Raw genomic sequence first — 15429 nt, forward strand, 5'->3', positions numbered from 1 at the left:
TCCAGGCCGCCGGGCTTGCCCGGTGGTCCAGGGGCCAGTACACCGGCGCGTGTCCGGTGCTGGTTGCTCATGGGTGGAACGTTGATTAGTCGGTGCTCTTGGTTGTTTTCTCCTTCCAGTACTGCCCGCAGGGGTGTGGAACGTCGGGGGAGCGGCAGAGGGTGCCGGGCACGCTGTTGGGTGTCTGAGGGAATGATCCCTCTGGATGCCGGCCCCAGTGAACTCCGGTTGTTGCCGGGGGTGGTGGGTGGTTGGTCGTTGTTTGAGAACTGCACAGTGGACGCGAGCATCTGTGGCCAAGTTTTTAAGGGCGCACGGTGGATGCCTTGGCACCAGGAACCGATGAAGGACGTGGGAGGCCACGATAGGCCCCGGGGAGTCGTCAACCAGGCTTTGATCCGGGGGTGTCCGAATGGGGAAACCCGGCAGTCGTCATGGGCTGTCACCCATACCTGAACACATAGGGTATGTGGAGGGAACGCGGGGAAGTGAAACATCTCAGTACCCGCAGGAAGAGAAAACAACCGTGATTCCGGGAGTAGTGGCGAGCGAAACCGGATGAGGCTAAACCGTATGTGTGTGAGACCCGGCAGGGGTTGCGCATGCGGGGTTGTGGGATCTCTCTTCTGTTGTCTGCCGGCAACAGGGCGAGTCAGAAACCGTTGATGTAGGCGAAGGACATGCGAAAGGTCCGGCGTAGAGGGTAAGACCCCGTAGTCGAAACGTCAGCGGCTCGTTGGAGAGACACCCAAGTAGCACGGGGCCCGAGAAATCCCGTGTGAATCTGGCGGGACCACCCGCTAAGCCTAAATATTCCCTGGTGACCGATAGCGGATAGTACCGTGAGGGAATGGTGAAAAGTACCGCGGGAGCGGAGTGAAATAGTACCTGAAACCGTGTGCCTACAAGCCGTGGGAGCGTCGCGTCGAGTGCGTGCACTCGACGTCGTGACTGCGTGCCTTTTGAAGAATGAGCCTGCGAGTTTGCGGTGTGTTGCGAGGTTAACCCGGGTGGGGAAGCCGTAGCGAAAGCGAGTCCGAACAGGGCGTTTCAGTAGCATGCTCAAGACCCGAAGCGGAGTGATCTAGCCATGGGCAGGTTGAAGCGGAGGTAAGACTTCGTGGAGGACCGAACCCACCAGGGTTGAAAACCTGGGGGATGACCTGTGGTTAGGGGTGAAAGGCCAATCAAACTCCGTGATAGCTGGTTCTCCCCGAAATGCATTTAGGTGCAGCGTCGTGTGTTTCTTGCCGGAGGTAGAGCACTGGATAGGCGATGGGCCCTACCGGGTTACTGACCTTAGCCAAACTCCGAATGCCGGTAAGTGAGAGCGCGGCAGTGAGACTGTGGGGGATAAGCTCCATGGTCGAGAGGGAAACAGCCCAGAGCATCGACTAAGGCCCCCAAGCGTACGCTAAGTGGGAAAGGATGTGGAGTCGCACAGACAACCAGGAGGTTGGCTTAGAAGCAGCCATCCTTGAAAGAGTGCGTAATAGCTCACTGGTCTAGTGATTCCGCGCCGACAATGTAGCGGGGCTCAAGCGTACCGCCGAAGTCGTGTCATTGCGATATGTGCCCCCAACGGGGATCGTGATGGGTAGGGGAGCGTCGTGTGCCGGGTGAAGCAGCCGCGGAAGCGAGTTGTGGACGGTTCACGAGTGAGAATGCAGGCATGAGTAGCGATACACACGTGAGAAACGTGTGCGCCGATTGACTAAGGGTTCCTGGGTCAAGCTGATCTGCCCAGGGTAAGTCGGGACCTAAGGCGAGGCCGACAGGCGTAGTCGATGGATAACCGGTTGATATTCCGGTACCCGCTGTGAAGCGTCAAACATCGAGCATCGTGATGCTAAGGCCGTGAAGCCGTTCCGGACCCTTCGGGGAAGGGAAAGTGGTGGAGCCGCCGGTCCAAGCGGTCAGTAGGTGAGTGATGGGGTGACGCAGGAAGGTAGTCCAGCCCGGGCGGTGGTTGTCCCGGGGTAAGGGTGTAGGCCGTGCGGTAGGTAAATCCGTCGCACACGGGGCTGAGACCTGATGCCGAGCCGATTGTGGTGAAGTGGATGATCCTATGCTGTCGAGAAAAGCCTCTAGCGAGTTTTATGGCGGCCCGTACCCTAAACCGACTCAGGTGGTCAGGTAGAGAATACCGAGGCGTTCGGGTGAACTATGGTTAAGGAACTCGGCAAAATGCCCCCGTAACTTCGGGAGAAGGGGGGCCATGTCCGGTGATGGGGTTTTCCCTCTGAGCTGGGTGTGGCCGCAGAGACCAGCGAGAAGCGACTGTTTACTAAAAACACAGGTCCGTGCGAAGCCGTAAGGCGATGTATACGGACTGACGCCTGCCCGGTGCTGGAACGTTAAGGGGACCGGTTAGTCATTCTTCGGGGTGGCGAAGCTGAGAACTTAAGCGCCAGTAAACGGCGGTGGTAACTATAACCATCCTAAGGTAGCGAAATTCCTTGTCGGGTAAGTTCCGACCTGCACGAATGGCGTAACGACTTCTCGACTGTCTCAACCATAGGCCCGGTGAAATTGCACTACGAGTAAAGATGCTCGTTTCGCGCAGCAGGACGGAAAGACCCCGGGACCTTTACTACAGTTTGATATTGGTGTTCGGTTCGGCTTGTGTAGGATAGCTGGGAGACTGTGAAGCTGTCACGCCAGTGGTGGTGGAGTCGTCGTTGAAATACCAGTCTGGTCGTGCTGGATGTCTAACCTGGGTCCGTGATCCGGATCAGGGACAGTGTCTGATGGGTAGTTTAACTGGGGCGGTTGCCTCCTAAAGAGTAACGGAGGCGCCCAAAGGTTCCCTCAGCCTGGTTGGTAATCAGGTGTTGAGTGTAAGTGCACAAGGGAGCTTGACTGTGAGACCGACGGGTCGAGCAGGGACGAAAGTCGGGACTAGTGATCCGGCGGTGGCTTGTGGAAGCGCCGTCGCTCAACGGATAAAAGGTACCCCGGGGATAACAGGCTGATCTTCCCCAAGAGTCCATATCGACGGGATGGTTTGGCACCTCGATGTCGGCTCGTCGCATCCTGGGGCTGGAGTCGGTCCCAAGGGTTGGGCTGTTCGCCCATTAAAGCGGTACGCGAGCTGGGTTTAGAACGTCGTGAGACAGTTCGGTCCCTATCCGCTGTGCGCGTAGGAGTCTTGAGAAGGGCTGTCCCTAGTACGAGAGGACCGGGACGGACGAACCTCTGGTGTGCCAGTTGTCCTGCCAAGGGCATGGCTGGTTGGCTACGTTCGGGAGGGATAACCGCTGAAAGCATCTAAGCGGGAAGCCTGCTTCGAGATGAGGACTCCCACCTCCTGGAGAGGGTAAGGCTCCCAGTAGACGACTGGGTTGATAGGCCGGATATGGAAGCACGGCAACGTGTGGAGTTGACCGGTACTAATAGGCCGAGGGCTTGTCCTCAGTTGCTCGCGTCCACTGTGTTGGTTCTGAAACCACGAACGACCCCGTCGTCACCGGTATGCGGTGGTGGGCGGTGCGGTTGTCTGTTTCATAGTGTTTCGGTGGTCATAGCGTAGGGGAAACGCCCGGTTACATTCCGAACCCGGAAGCTAAGCCCTACCGCGCCGATGGTACTGCAGGGGGGACCCTGTGGGAGAGTAGGACGCCGCCGAACAATCTTTGACGGGAAGCCCCGTGCCCTTCGGCACGGGGCTTCCCGCGTTTAGGGACCCTGTGGCCGGCCGGGCCGCTCTCCCCTTTCTTCTTGTCGTTCTTTCCCTCTTCCCTCAGAGGCGTCCCGCTGCCTTCAAGGCGAGGTAGGCGTCTGCCAGGGTCGGTGCCAGGTCGTCCGGGGTTGCTTCGACGACTGTGACGCCGTGGTGGCGGAGCTGTTCCGCGGTGCGGTCGCGTTCCGTCCGGGCCTGGGCTGCTGCCGCGGCCTCGTACACGGCTTCGGTGTTTCCGCGGGCGTGGGACATCCGTGCCAGGTACGGGTCGGCGACCGAGGCGAGCAGGACTGTGTGGCGCTGGGTGAGCTGGGCCAGTACGGGGAGCAGGCCCTCCTCGACGGGGGCCGCGTCGAGCGTCGTGAAAAGGACGATCAGGGAGCGGCGAGGGGCTGTGCGCAGGGCTGTGGACGCCAGGCTTCGGGCGTCGGTTTCGACGAGCTCCGGTTCGAGGATGGCCATGGCGTTGACCAGGGAAGGGAGGAGGTCGCCTGCCGAGCGGCCCTGGACGAGGGCGCGGAGGCGGCGGTCGTGGGCGACGAGGTCGACGCGGTCGCCGGCCCGGGAGGCGAGGGCCGCGAGGAGCAGGGCCGCGTCCATGGATGCGTCCAGGCGGGGGATGTCGCCGACCCGGCCCGCGGAGGTGCGGCCGGTGTCGAGGACCAACAGGATGTGCCGGTCGCGTTCGGGGCGCCAGGTGCGTACCGCTACGGCGGACTGCCGGGCTGTGGCACGCCAGTCGATGGAGCGGGTGTCGTCGCCGGGGACGTATGCCCGCAGGCTGTCGAACTCCGTGCCCTCGCCGCGGGTGAGGACGCTGGTGCGGCCGTCCAGTTCGCGCAGCCGGGCCAGTTTGGAGGGCAGGTGTTTGCGGCTGGTGAACGGCGGCAGCACACGGACCGTCCAGGGGACGTCATGGGTGCCCTGGCGTGCGAAGAGACCGAGCGGACCGTAGGACCGGACGGTGACACGGTCGGCCAGACGGTCGCCGCGGCGGGTAGGGCGCAGCCGGGTGGTGACGCGTCGGCGTTCGCCCGCGGGGACCGTGAGGCGGTGCCGGGAGGCTGCCACCTCGGTGCCGGGCTGCCAGCTGCTGGGGGGCCAGGCGTCACGGATACGGGCCCGGAGCGGGCGGCGGGACGTGTTGGTGACCGTCAGGGTGATGTCGGCGCTGTCGCCCAGGCGTACGGAGGTGTCGCCGGAGCGGCTGAGGCCGAGCCGGCGCACGGGGGCGGCCAGGGCGAAGTCGCAGGCACAGGCCACCGCCAGGGGGGCGTTGACGGCGAGCAGGCCCGCCCAGCCCGGCTCCGAGAGACCGACGGGGAGAGAGCCGAGTGCAGCCAGGAGAGCGGCGCGTCCGGTGAGGGCCATCAGCGGGGGACGGGGACGTGGGCGAGGACCGCGTTGATGACCGAGTCGGTCGTGACGCCTTCCATCTCGGCTTCCGGGCGCAGCTGGACGCGATGGCGGAGGGTGGGGAGGGCGAGGGCCTTGACGTCGTCGGGGATGACGTAGTCGCGTCCGGTCAGCCAGGCCCAGGCGCGGGCGGTGGACAGGAGGGCGGTGGCTCCTCGGGGGGAGACGCCGAGGGCGAGGGACGGCGACTCGCGCGTGGCGCGGCAGATGTCGACGACGTAGGCGGTGATCTCGGGGGACACCGTCGTCTTCGCCACCGCGGCGCGGGCGGTTTCCAGATCGGCGGCGGTGGCGACGGGGCGTACGCCGGCGGCGCGCAGGTCGTGGGGGTTGAAGCCCTCGGTGTGGCGGGTGAGCACGTTGATCTCGTCCTGGCGTGAGGGCAGCGGGATCGTGAGTTTGAGGAGGAAGCGGTCGAGCTGGGCCTCGGGGAGGGGGTAGGTGCCCTCGTACTCGACGGGGTTCTGGGTGGCGGCGACCAGGAAGGGGTCGGGGAGGGGGCGGGAGGTGCCGTCGACGGTGACCTGGCGCTCCTCCATGGCTTCCAGCAGGGATGCCTGGGTCTTCGGGGGAGTGCGGTTGATCTCGTCCGCGAGGAGGAGATTGGTGAAGACGGGGCCGGGCTGGAAGGAGAACCCGGAGGTCCGTGCGTCGTAGACCAGGGAGCCGGTGACGTCGCTCGGCATCAGGTCGGGGGTGAACTGGACGCGCTTGGTGTCGAGGTCGAGGGCCGCGGCGAGGGTGCGGACGAGCAGGGTCTTGGCGACCCCGGGGACGCCTTCGAGGAGGACGTGTCCGCGGCACAGCAGGGCGACGGCGAGTCCGGTGACAGCGGGGTCCTGGCCGACCACGGCTTTGGCGATCTCGGCGCGCAGGGCTTCCAGGGAGGCACGGGCGGCGGCCGGGTCCCCGGTGTGCGCGGCGTTGTCAGTGGTCGGGTCCATCATGGACGGCGTACCTCTCTTTCGAGGGCGTCGAGTCGGTCGGCGAGGGTGATCAGGGCTGCGTCGTCGCCGGGCGGCGGGCCGAACAGGAGATCGCGCAGGGACTGCCCGTCGCCGTGGAGGCGGGTGGACAGGGAGGGAAGCAGGGTCTCGGGCGTGTGCGCCTGGGACACGGGGACACCTACGAGAGGGGCGAGGCGCGTGCGGGTGGTGGAGCGCAGAGCGGTGGCCGCGCGGTCGCGGGCATTCGCCTTGCGGTAGAGGCGGGCGCGGCCTTCGACGGTCTCGGAGGCGCGGATCGCGACGGGGAGTCTTTCGGGGACGAGCGGGCCGAGCCGGCGTGCCCGCCACAGGGCGGCCAGGGCTGCCGCGACGAAGAGCTGCGCGGTGCCCCAGAGCCAACCGGAGGGAAGCAGGTTGAAGAGGCTGCGTCGGCCCTCTTCGGATGCGGCGGAGGCGTCGGTGAGCGAGGGGAGGTACCAGACGAGATGCGGACGGGAGCCGAGGAGCTGGAGGGCGAGCGAGGCGTTGCCGTGCTCGTCGAGGCGGTCGTTGAGAAGGATGTCGGGGGCTCCGAGGAGGACCGTGTCGCCGCCTCCGGTGGCCGCCGGGATGCGCAGCAGGGTGGCCAGGCGCTCGCTGGGGTAGCACTCGTCGGCGCCGAGATGGGCGGTGGTGTAGCGCAGGCCGCCCGTGTCGGCGGAGCCCGCGCGGACGGCGGCGGGCAGGTCGCAGACCGGGTCGAGGGTCGAGCCGAAGCTGGTGGCCGGGTCGGCGATGACGCCCGGGGCGAGCCGGTCGACGGACGTGCTGCCGGCGGAGACCAGGACGGTGCGGCTGCCGGAGTCGGCGAACTCGGAGTGCAGCAGCGACTGCTGGCGGTGTGTCAGGAGGTCGGGGACAGCCACCAGGAGGGTCGTGTCCGGGTTCGCGGCGGCGGACGCCTCTTCCAGGGTGGTGACCACGCGCGTGTCCACGCCGCGGTCGGCGAGGAGTTCGGCGACCGCACGGCTGCCGTAGGGGTCGGCGGAGCGCGGGTCGAGTTCGCCGTGGCGGGCGTCGGAGCGCACCACGGCGATGACGACGGCCGCCACGGCCAGCAGCGCGAGCGCGAGGGCGACGCCTCGCGCGCGGGTCCACACCTGGCGGGCGGTGGGCGAGGCCGAGGTGGAGGGGAGCGGGACCTCGGTCGTCATCCGGCGGCTCCCTGGCGGGCGTCGTCGCCCGTGTCGCTGTGGTTCTGGTTGCCGGCGGAGGTGCTCGCGAGCCGGGGTTTGGTCCGTTCCAGGTCGCGGTCGAGTTCGGTGAGCTGCCGGTACGACTCCTCCGTCGCGGTGCGGCCGCCGTATGCCACGTCGTCGAAGCTCCGGGCCGCGGTGTGCAGTCGGCCGGTGTGGGCGGGCAGGGCGCGGCCGGCCTCCGCGGCGGCCTCGTCGGCGGTGCGGCCGGGGTGGAGGTCGAGCAGGGCGCGTTCCTCCAGGGCGCGGACGAGGGCGCGCATGCGCTCCTGGACGGCCTGGTTCCAGTGGGCCTGGGCTGCGTGTGCCTCGGCGGCCGCGCGGTGTTCGGCGGCGCTGCGGGGGCGGTCGTCGAACAGGACGGGCGCGGAGGCCGGCCGGCGGCGTGGGGTGCCCAGGCGCCACCCCAGGACACCCAGGACGGCAAGCACGGCGACGGCGACGACGATCAGCCCGAGTGTGCCGCCGGGCGCGGCGGTGGAGGCGACGTCGAACAGCTTGCCGACCCACTCCCAGAAGGCGTCCAGGGCTCGCTGGAACCAACTGGGGTCGTTCTCGTGGTACATCTGCTTGGACAGTTCGCGCCGGGCAGCCTCCCGTGCGGGGTCGCGCGGGAGGGTGACGGGCGGCCCGCCGTCACCGCGCGGCAGCGCCAGGACTGTGCTGCCGGCGGCTTCGGGCAGCGTCGGCGCCGATGTGAGCACGGTGAGCACTCCCCCCGCGGTGTGCACCCTGTCAGCTCCCCGGGACGGTGCCGGGCCCGTAACCCCGGACGCCGGCGGCGCGACCCAGTTCGAGGTCGAGGGCCTCGCGGCGGATGCGCTGGTCGATGTAGAGGAGCACGGTGACGCCGGCCGTGATCGGGTACGTGATCATGGCGCCGATGACCGCACCGACTCCGGTGATGATGAGGAACGTCCAGCCGATGTCGCCGCCGGCGCTGTTGAGGAAGCCGGTGACGCCGTCGCCGGTGAAGGCCGCGGCGACGAAGGTGAAGGGGATGATGATGATCGACGCGACGACGTTCGCGATGATCGTCGCGAGCAGTTGGATGCCGAAGATCCTCCACCAGGAGCCGCGCACCAGCTTCGCGGACCGGCCCAGCGCCTTGAAGACGCCCTGCTTCTCCAGCATCAGCGTGGGCGAGGCCAGCGAGTAGCGGATCATCAGCCACAGGGTGACGAGGCCGGCGCCGATGATGCCCAGGACGGTGAGTGCCACCGCGCCTCCACCACCGACCGTGGCGGCCATGACGAAGCCGGGTACCGCGCCCACCGCGATGACGAGCACGGTGATGAGCAGCAGCAGGCAGATCAGGCCGAACAGCCTCAGGATCTGGGGGCGGGCGTCGCGCCAGGCCTCGGCGGCGGTGACCGACACGCCGAGCACGGCGCGGCTGGTGACGGTGGTGAGCAGGGCGGTGGCGGCGACGGTGCCGATCAGGGTGACCACGAAGATCACCCCGCTGTTGAGCAGGGAGTCGCCCATGGCGGCGGTCAGCTCGTCGAGGGTCGCGCTCGGATCGCCGAGGGCCGCGGCGCTGGAGCCGTCCAGGAAGAACCCCTGGACGAGGACGGCGACGATCTCGGTGAGGACGGCGACGGTCAGCGCGATGCCGAGGACGGTGCGCCAGTGGGTGCGCATGGTGGAGACCGCGCCGTCGAGGATCTCGCCCACGCCGAGCGGGCGGAGCGGGATCACACCGGGTTTGGCCGCGGGCGGGGGACCGCCCCAGCCTCCTCCCCAGGAGCCGTGACCACCGTAGCCGCCAGGGCCTGCGTACCCGCCGCCGTGGCCACCGGGTCCGTGGTGGCCGGGCCCGGCCGGGGGCGGGGCGCCCCAGCCCGGCGGGGGCGCCTGGCCGGGGCCCGGGGCGCCGGGCCGGTCTGTGGGTGCGGACCACTGGCTCGGCGGCTGCTCCTTCGACCAGCCCGGACCCTGCGGGGCGGGCTGCTCGGGGTTCGGGCGGTCTGCGGGCTCGGCAGGTCCGGACGCGTCCGGTCCCTGCCCTTCGGACGGGGCGGATCCGGGCGAAGCCCAGCCCGGAGTGTCGTTCATCGTCGCTCCTTCACGGTGCGCGTCCGCGGCCGCGGAGGCAGGTTCGCTGCCATCGTGCCATGGGGTGGTCGGCGACGGACCGGCCGAGGTGAGGGCTGTGCCTTCAATGGTCCGCGTCCCAGGGGGCAGACTGGCCGCATGGCTGATCAGTACGCACACAGCGGCGACCACAAGCGGCCGACCGAGATCCCGGTGATCCGTTGGGAGGAACTACCGGAAGGGCCCGTTCTGGTGCTCCTCGACCAGACCAGACTGCCGGCCGAGGAGGTCGAGTCCGTCTGCACGGACGTCCCCGCGCTCGTGGAGGCGATCGGCTCGCTCGCCGTGCGCGGTGCGCCGCTGCTGGGCATCGCGGGGGCGTACGGCGTCGCTCTCGCCGCCGCACGGGGCTTCGACGTGGACGGCGCCGCGACCGCGCTGGAGGGCGCCCGGCCCACCGCGGTGAACCTCGGGGTGGGGGTACGCCGGGCCCTGGACGCCTACCGGGACGTCCTCGCCCGCGGCGGTGATCTCCAGGAGGCGGCCGGGGCGGCGCTGGCCGCGGCACGGCAGCTGCACCGGGAGGATGCCGAGGCCAGCGCCCGGATGGCCGGGCACGGGCTGGCACTGCTGGACGAGCTGATGCCCGGCGGCAGGCACCGGATCCTCACCCACTGCAACACCGGTTCGCTGGTGTCGGGCGGAGAGGGCACGGCGTTCGCGGTGGCGCTGGCGGCGCACCGGTCGGGCCGGCTCAGGCGGCTGTGGGTGGACGAAACGCGTCCCTTGCTGCAAGGTGCTCGCCTGACGGCATACGAGGCCGCCCATAGCGGCATGGCGTACACGCTGCTCACCGACAGTGCGGCGGGATCGCTGTTCGCGGCGGGCGAGGTGGACGCGGTGGTGATAGGGGCGGACCGCATCGCGGCCGACGGCTCGGTGGCGAACAAGGTGGGGAGCTATCCGCTCGCGGTGCTCGCGCGATACCACCATGTGCCGTTCATAGTGGTGGCACCGGTGACGACGGTCGATGCCCAGACACCGGACGGGGCGTCCATCGAGATCGAGCAGCGCCCTGGACATGAAGTGACCGAGGTCACGGCACCGCAGGTGCCGGTGGCCGGAACCGAAGCGGGAGGCGGGATTCTTGTGGCACCCCTGGGGACCCAGGCGTACAACCCGGCGTTCGACGTGACACCACCAGAGCTGGTCACGGCGATCGTCACGGAGGAAGGTGCCGTCTCACCCGTGACGGCAGAGGCCCTGGCCGAGTTGTGTGCCAGGTCACGCCAGGTCACGAATAGCTAATGGGATGATGTCGTTTATGAAGGGACGAGTCCTTGTCGTCGACGACGACACCGCACTGGCCGAGATGCTCGGCATTGTGCTGCGTGGTGAAGGTTTTGAGCCGTTTTTCGTAGCCGACGGCGACAAGGCGCTGGCCGCTTTCCGTGAGGCCAAGCCCGATCTGGTGCTGCTGGATCTGATGCTGCCCGGCCGGGACGGCATCGAGGTGTGCCGCCTGATCAGGGCGGAGTCCGGGGTGCCGATCGTGATGCTCACGGCGAAGAGCGACACCGTCGATGTCGTGGTGGGGCTGGAGTCCGGCGCCGACGACTACATTGTCAAGCCGTTCAAGCCGAAGGAACTGGTCGCCCGGATCCGGGCACGGCTGCGCAGGTCGGAGGAGCCCGCGCCGGAACAGCTCGCCATCGGCGACCTGGTGATCGACGTGGCCGGGCACTCGGTGAAGCGGGAGGGACAGTCGATCGCGCTGACCCCCCTGGAGTTCGACCTGCTGGTCGCGCTGGCCCGCAAGCCGTGGCAGGTGTTCACACGTGAGGTGCTCCTCGAGCAGGTCTGGGGGTATCGCCACGCGGCCGACACCCGGCTGGTGAACGTCCATGTCCAGCGGCTGCGCTCCAAGGTCGAGAAGGACCCGGAGAGGCCGGAGATCGTGGTGACCGTCCGTGGGGTCGGCTACAAGGCAGGGCCGAGCTGACATGTCCGGTGACAGTGCCGCTTCGGGCTCCGGCCGGTCCGGGGACCGACCGGAGCGGCCTGTCGGCCGGACGTCCGAGGGCCGCGCCCCGAGGCGTTCCCGCTGGGGGCGCCTCCTGGAGGGCGTGTTGCTCCAGGGCGGAGTCCAGGGCAGCCCGGTCATCCGCCTGTTCGTGCGCTGGGTGCACCGGCCGCTGCTGCCCGTCATACGGCTGTGGCGGCGCAACATCCAGCTCAAGGTCGTCGTCACCACTCTGCTGATGTCGCTGGGTGTGGTTTTGCTGCTGGGCCTCGTCGTCATCGGCCAGGTGCGCAACGGCCTGCTGGACGCCAAGGTGAAGGCGTCCCAGAGCCAGGCCACCGGCGGGTTCGCGGTGGCCAAGCAGCAGGCCGACGAGGCCGAGAGCGGCACGGTCGAGGACCCGTCCGCGGTGGACGGGTCCTCGCAGAGCGTCATCCAGTGGATGAGCGATCTCGTGGAGTCGCTCTCCAGCGGCGGCCAGGGAGCCTTCGACGTGGTCACCCTGCCCATGGGTGACGAGAGCGGCGGCGGGCGGGGGCCGCGCGCCTCCGGGCACGTCGATCCGGCCCAGAGCGTGCCCGGTGACCTGCGGGCCCGGATCGACACCAGCACGGGGGCGATGCAGCGGTACACGCGGATCGTCTACAGCGACGGCGCGGACTCCCAGCCCGGTCTGGTCATCGGCAAGCAGGTCAACGACCCCAACGGTGATCCGTACCAGCTGTACTACCTCTTCCCGCTGTCGCAGGAGGAGAAGTCGCTGAGTCTGGTCAAGGGCACGCTGGCGACCGCCGGGCTGTTCGTCGTCGTCCTCCTCGGGGCGATCGCCTGGCTTGTGGTGCGGCAGGTCGTGACGCCGGTGCGGATGGCGGCCGGGATCGCCGAGCGGCTGTCCGCCGGGCGGCTCCAGGAGCGGATGAAGGTCACCGGCGAGGACGACATCGCGCGGCTCGGCGAGGCCTTCAACAAGATGGCGCAGAACCTCCAGCTGAAGATCAACCAACTCGAGGAGCTGTCGCGGATGCAGCGCCGGTTCGTGTCGGACGTGTCCCACGAGCTGCGGACACCGCTGACGACCGTACGGATGGCGGCGGACGTCATCCATGAGGCGCGTGAGGACTTCGATCCGGTGACCGCACGGTCGGCCGAGCTGCTCGCCGACCAGATCGACCGGTTCGAGTCGCTGCTCTCGGACCTGCTGGAGATCAGCCGTTTCGACGCGGGAGCGGCGGCCCTGGAGGCGGAGCCGGTCGACCTGCGGATCGTCGTACGGCGCGTGGTCGGCGGGGCCGAGCCGCTCGCCGAGCGCAAGGGCACGCGGATCAAGGTGGTCGGCGACCAGCAGCCCGTCGTCGCCGAGGCCGACGCCCGGCGGGTGGAGCGCGTCCTGCGCAACCTCGTCGTCAACGCCGTGGAGCACGGCGACGGCAAGGACGTCGTCGTCAAGCTCGCCGCGGCGGGCGGGGCGGTGGCCATCGCCGTGCGGGACTACGGTGTCGGGCTCAAGCCCGGTGAGGCGACCCGGGTCTTCAGCCGCTTCTGGCGGGCGGACCCGGCGCGCGCGCGGACCACCGGTGGTACCGGGCTGGGGCTGTCCATCGCGCTGGAGGACGCGCGGCTGCACGGCGGCTGGCTCCAGGCCTGGGGTGAGCCGGGCGGCGGCTCGCAGTTCCGGCTGACGCTGCCGCGGACGGCGGACGAGCCGCTGAGGGGCTCCCCGATACCGCTGGAACCCAGGGACTCGCGGCGCAACCACGGACTCGACGCCGCCGGTCTGCCGCACGGCGGCGGGGACGGCGAGAAGCGGGCCACCCTGCCCGCGCCGCCCGCGGACACCGAGGGCTGCGCCCGCGCGGCCCGTGATCCGCTCGCCCCGCTGTCGGCCGCCGCGACACCCACGGCCGATCCGACGGCACTGCCCGGCAACGGCGCGCGTGTGGTGTCACGGCCGGCAGACGGCGCGCCGCGCCAGGGGGAGCCGGCGGGGCCGGCCACGCGAGATGCGGAGTCTGCCGGCGCGGGTGCCGGTGCCACCGCGGACGACGCCGCCGGTGACGTGGACGAACCGGACGGCCTGGAGGGGCTCGACGGCCTCGGGGACAGGCAGGGGGAGGCTTCACGTGGACGGTGAGCGCGCAGGGCGCGGCCGAAGGACGCCGGCACGGATGATCGCGTACGTCACCAGCGGTGCCGTACTGCTGGCAGGGTGCGCCTCGATGCCCGACAGCGGGGATCTGCGGGGAGTGGAGTCCACGCCCCGGCAGGACGCGCAGGTGCGGGTGTTCGCGATGCCGCCGAGCGAGGACGCGTCGCCCGCACAGATCGTGCAGGGCTTCCTGGAAGCGCTGACCAGTGACGATCCGGACTACAGGACCGCGCGCCAGTATCTGACCACCGAGGCGGCCGAGGCCTGGAAGCCCGAGCTGTCCACCACGGTGCTGGCGGACGGGCCGGGTGCGCAGGCCGACCGGCCGGGCTGGGAGGACACCGGCGCGGTCTCCTTCACGCTGACCGGCGAGAAGGTCGCCACCGTGGACACGCAGCAGGCGTACGCGTCCGCCACCGGGGCGTACAGCAAGCTCGTGCATCTCACGCGGGACGCGAAGAGCGGGCAGTGGCGCATCGACGGGGTCCCGCAGGGCGTCGTCATGGGAAAGTCGGACTTCCAGCGCAACTACATGTCCGTCAGCAAGTACTACTTCGCCTCGAACACCTTGAGGGCCGCCGTGGACGGACCGCCGATGGCGGTCGCCGACCCGGTGTACGTCCGCAGCCATGTGGAGCCCACCACCCAGATGGTGCGTTCGCTCCTGGGCGGGCCCACGGCCTGGCTCGACCCGGTCGTCAGGTCGAGCTTCCCCGCGGGCGCGGCACTGCACGAGGACGCCGGGCCGCTGACGGCGGACGACCACGGCAAGCTGACCGTGCCGCTCAACGACAGGGCGGCCGGCACCGGTGCCAAGCGGTGCAAGGAGATGGCCGCCCAACTGCTGTTCACGCTGCGCAATCTCAGCCCCGCCGTGGACGAGGTCGAGCTGCGGGCCGGCGGGAAGCGGCTGTGCTCGCTCCCCCAGGAGGCGACCGGGACCGTGGCCGACCGGGGCTCGCTGCACAGCCCCGACTACCTGTACTTCATCGACGAGGACCACCGGCTGGTGCGGATCCCCGCCGGCAGCAACGCCACCCAGCCGGACCCGGTGCCCGGCGCGCTCGGCGAGGGCGAGACCTCGCTGCGGTCGGTGGCCGTCTCGCGGGACGAACGCACGGCGGCCGGGGTCGCCCTCGACGGGGAGTCGTTGTACGTCGGCTCGGTCGTGCCGGGCGGTTCGCTCGGGGAGCCCGTGCTGAGCAGCAGGGGCGAATCCGAGGACGACCGGCTGACCGCGCCCAGCTGGGACGCGCAGGGCGGCCTGTGGGTGGCCGACCGCGATCCAGCCGACCCGGGGCTGTTCCTGCTCGATGAGGGCGGGGGCGAGCCGCTGGAGGTGCGTACTCCGGGCCTGGACGGAAGCATCCAGTCGGTCCGGGTGGCCGCCGACGGGGTCAGGATCGCGCTCGTGGTGGCCAAGGGCGACCGGCGCTCCCTGATGATCGGACGGATCGAGCGGAGCGGGACGGACGGGCAGGCGGGGCCGGCCGGACCGGCCGAGAAGACAGGCGCGCGGCCCACCGTCACCGTGCTGCAGCTGAGGGCCGCGACACCCGGGTTGGAGAAGGTCACCGCCATGTCGTGGACCGGTGACAGCCGGCTCGTCGTGGTCGGGAGCGAGGAGGGCGGGGTGGAGCAGATGAGGTACATCGAGGTCGACGGTTCCGTACCGGAGGTCTCGCAGCCCGCAGCCCTCACAGGAGTCGAGGCGGTCACCGCGTCCGCCGACGAGGAGGTGCCGCTGGTGGCCCACTCGGTGGACGGGATCGTCCGACTGCCGTCGGGGGCCCAGTGGCAGAAGGTGACGGAGGGGACCGCTCCGGTCTATCCGGGATGAGCGCTCACCCGGCGGACGCCGGGCAGGGCCGGGGTTTCGCCGGTCGGGTGAAGGGTGTGCCGGGCGAGCCGGGCGGAGTTTTCCACAGGGGTGGCCGGGCGCG

The 15429-nt window shown here is 69.3% G+C and carries 9 protein-coding genes and 2 rRNA genes; 6 read left to right on the forward strand and 5 right to left on the reverse strand.

The genetic code is table 11. From position 1 onward, the window contains the following. The first annotated feature begins 294 nt into the window (after positions 1 to 294). Positions 295 to 3416, forward strand: a 23S ribosomal RNA gene (locus HUV60_RS20600). A gap of 97 nt (positions 3417 to 3513) precedes the next feature. Beyond that, positions 3514 to 3630: ribosomal RNA gene (rrf, locus tag HUV60_RS20605) — 5S ribosomal RNA — on the forward strand. A gap of 112 nt (positions 3631 to 3742) precedes the next feature. On the opposite strand, the gene HUV60_RS20610 is transcribed toward rrf, so the two are convergent. From HUV60_RS20610 to HUV60_RS20630, 5 genes are read right to left on the reverse strand one after another with little or no spacing between them, the layout of a single operon-like run. Next, the gene (locus HUV60_RS20610) at positions 3743 to 5053 is read right to left on the reverse strand and encodes a DUF58 domain-containing protein (protein WP_257848725.1); all 1311 of its coding nucleotides are present in this window, start codon (positions 5051 to 5053) and stop codon (positions 3743 to 3745) included. Then, positions 5053 to 6042, reverse strand: a complete 990-nt coding sequence (locus HUV60_RS20615) for an AAA family ATPase (RefSeq protein ID WP_257848726.1) — start codon at positions 6040 to 6042, stop codon at positions 5053 to 5055. Before HUV60_RS20615 ends, HUV60_RS20610 begins: the two co-directional genes overlap by 1 nt. Further along, positions 6042 to 7238: a DUF4350 domain-containing protein gene (locus tag HUV60_RS20620; RefSeq protein ID WP_257848727.1), complete on the reverse strand. Its 1197-nt coding sequence runs from the start codon at positions 7236 to 7238 to the stop codon at positions 6042 to 6044. The genes HUV60_RS20615 and HUV60_RS20620 overlap by 1 nt, the downstream gene beginning before the upstream one ends. After that, positions 7235 to 7984 (reverse strand): DUF4129 domain-containing protein, encoded by a 750-nt coding sequence (locus HUV60_RS20625; RefSeq protein WP_443047360.1) that lies wholly within the window; start codon positions 7982 to 7984, stop codon positions 7235 to 7237. The genes HUV60_RS20620 and HUV60_RS20625 overlap by 4 nt, the downstream gene beginning before the upstream one ends. A gap of 31 nt (positions 7985 to 8015) precedes the next feature. Continuing rightward, entirely contained in the window at positions 8016 to 9338 is a 1323-nt protein-coding gene (locus tag HUV60_RS20630) for a hypothetical protein (protein ID WP_257848728.1), read from the reverse strand. Between the two features lie 138 nt (positions 9339 to 9476). Between HUV60_RS20630 and mtnA the strand changes: the two genes are divergently transcribed. From mtnA to HUV60_RS20650, 4 genes are read left to right on the forward strand one after another with little or no spacing between them, the layout of a single operon-like run. Then, entirely contained in the window at positions 9477 to 10625 is a 1149-nt protein-coding gene (gene mtnA / locus HUV60_RS20635) for an S-methyl-5-thioribose-1-phosphate isomerase (protein ID WP_257848729.1), read from the forward strand. A gap of 4 nt (positions 10626 to 10629) precedes the next feature. Beyond that, positions 10630 to 11319 (forward strand): two-component system response regulator MtrA, encoded by a 690-nt coding sequence (gene mtrA / locus HUV60_RS20640; RefSeq protein WP_269441213.1) that lies wholly within the window; start codon positions 10630 to 10632, stop codon positions 11317 to 11319. Position 11320: 1 nt separating this feature from the next. Continuing rightward, complete coding sequence (gene mtrB / locus HUV60_RS20645; protein WP_257848731.1) at positions 11321 to 13471, forward strand: MtrAB system histidine kinase MtrB; 2151 nt, start codon at positions 11321 to 11323, stop codon at positions 13469 to 13471. Beyond that, positions 13461 to 15326 carry an LpqB family beta-propeller domain-containing protein gene (locus HUV60_RS20650; RefSeq protein ID WP_443047361.1) on the forward strand — a complete coding sequence of 622 codons (1866 nt, stop codon included), beginning with the start codon at positions 13461 to 13463 and terminating at the stop codon, positions 15324 to 15326. The genes mtrB and HUV60_RS20650 overlap by 11 nt, the downstream gene beginning before the upstream one ends. The last annotated feature ends 103 nt before the right edge of the window (positions 15327 to 15429 follow it).

It is taken from the genome of Streptomyces sp. KMM 9044, assembly GCF_024701375.2.
Classification (GTDB): domain Bacteria; phylum Actinomycetota; class Actinomycetes; order Streptomycetales; family Streptomycetaceae; genus Streptomyces.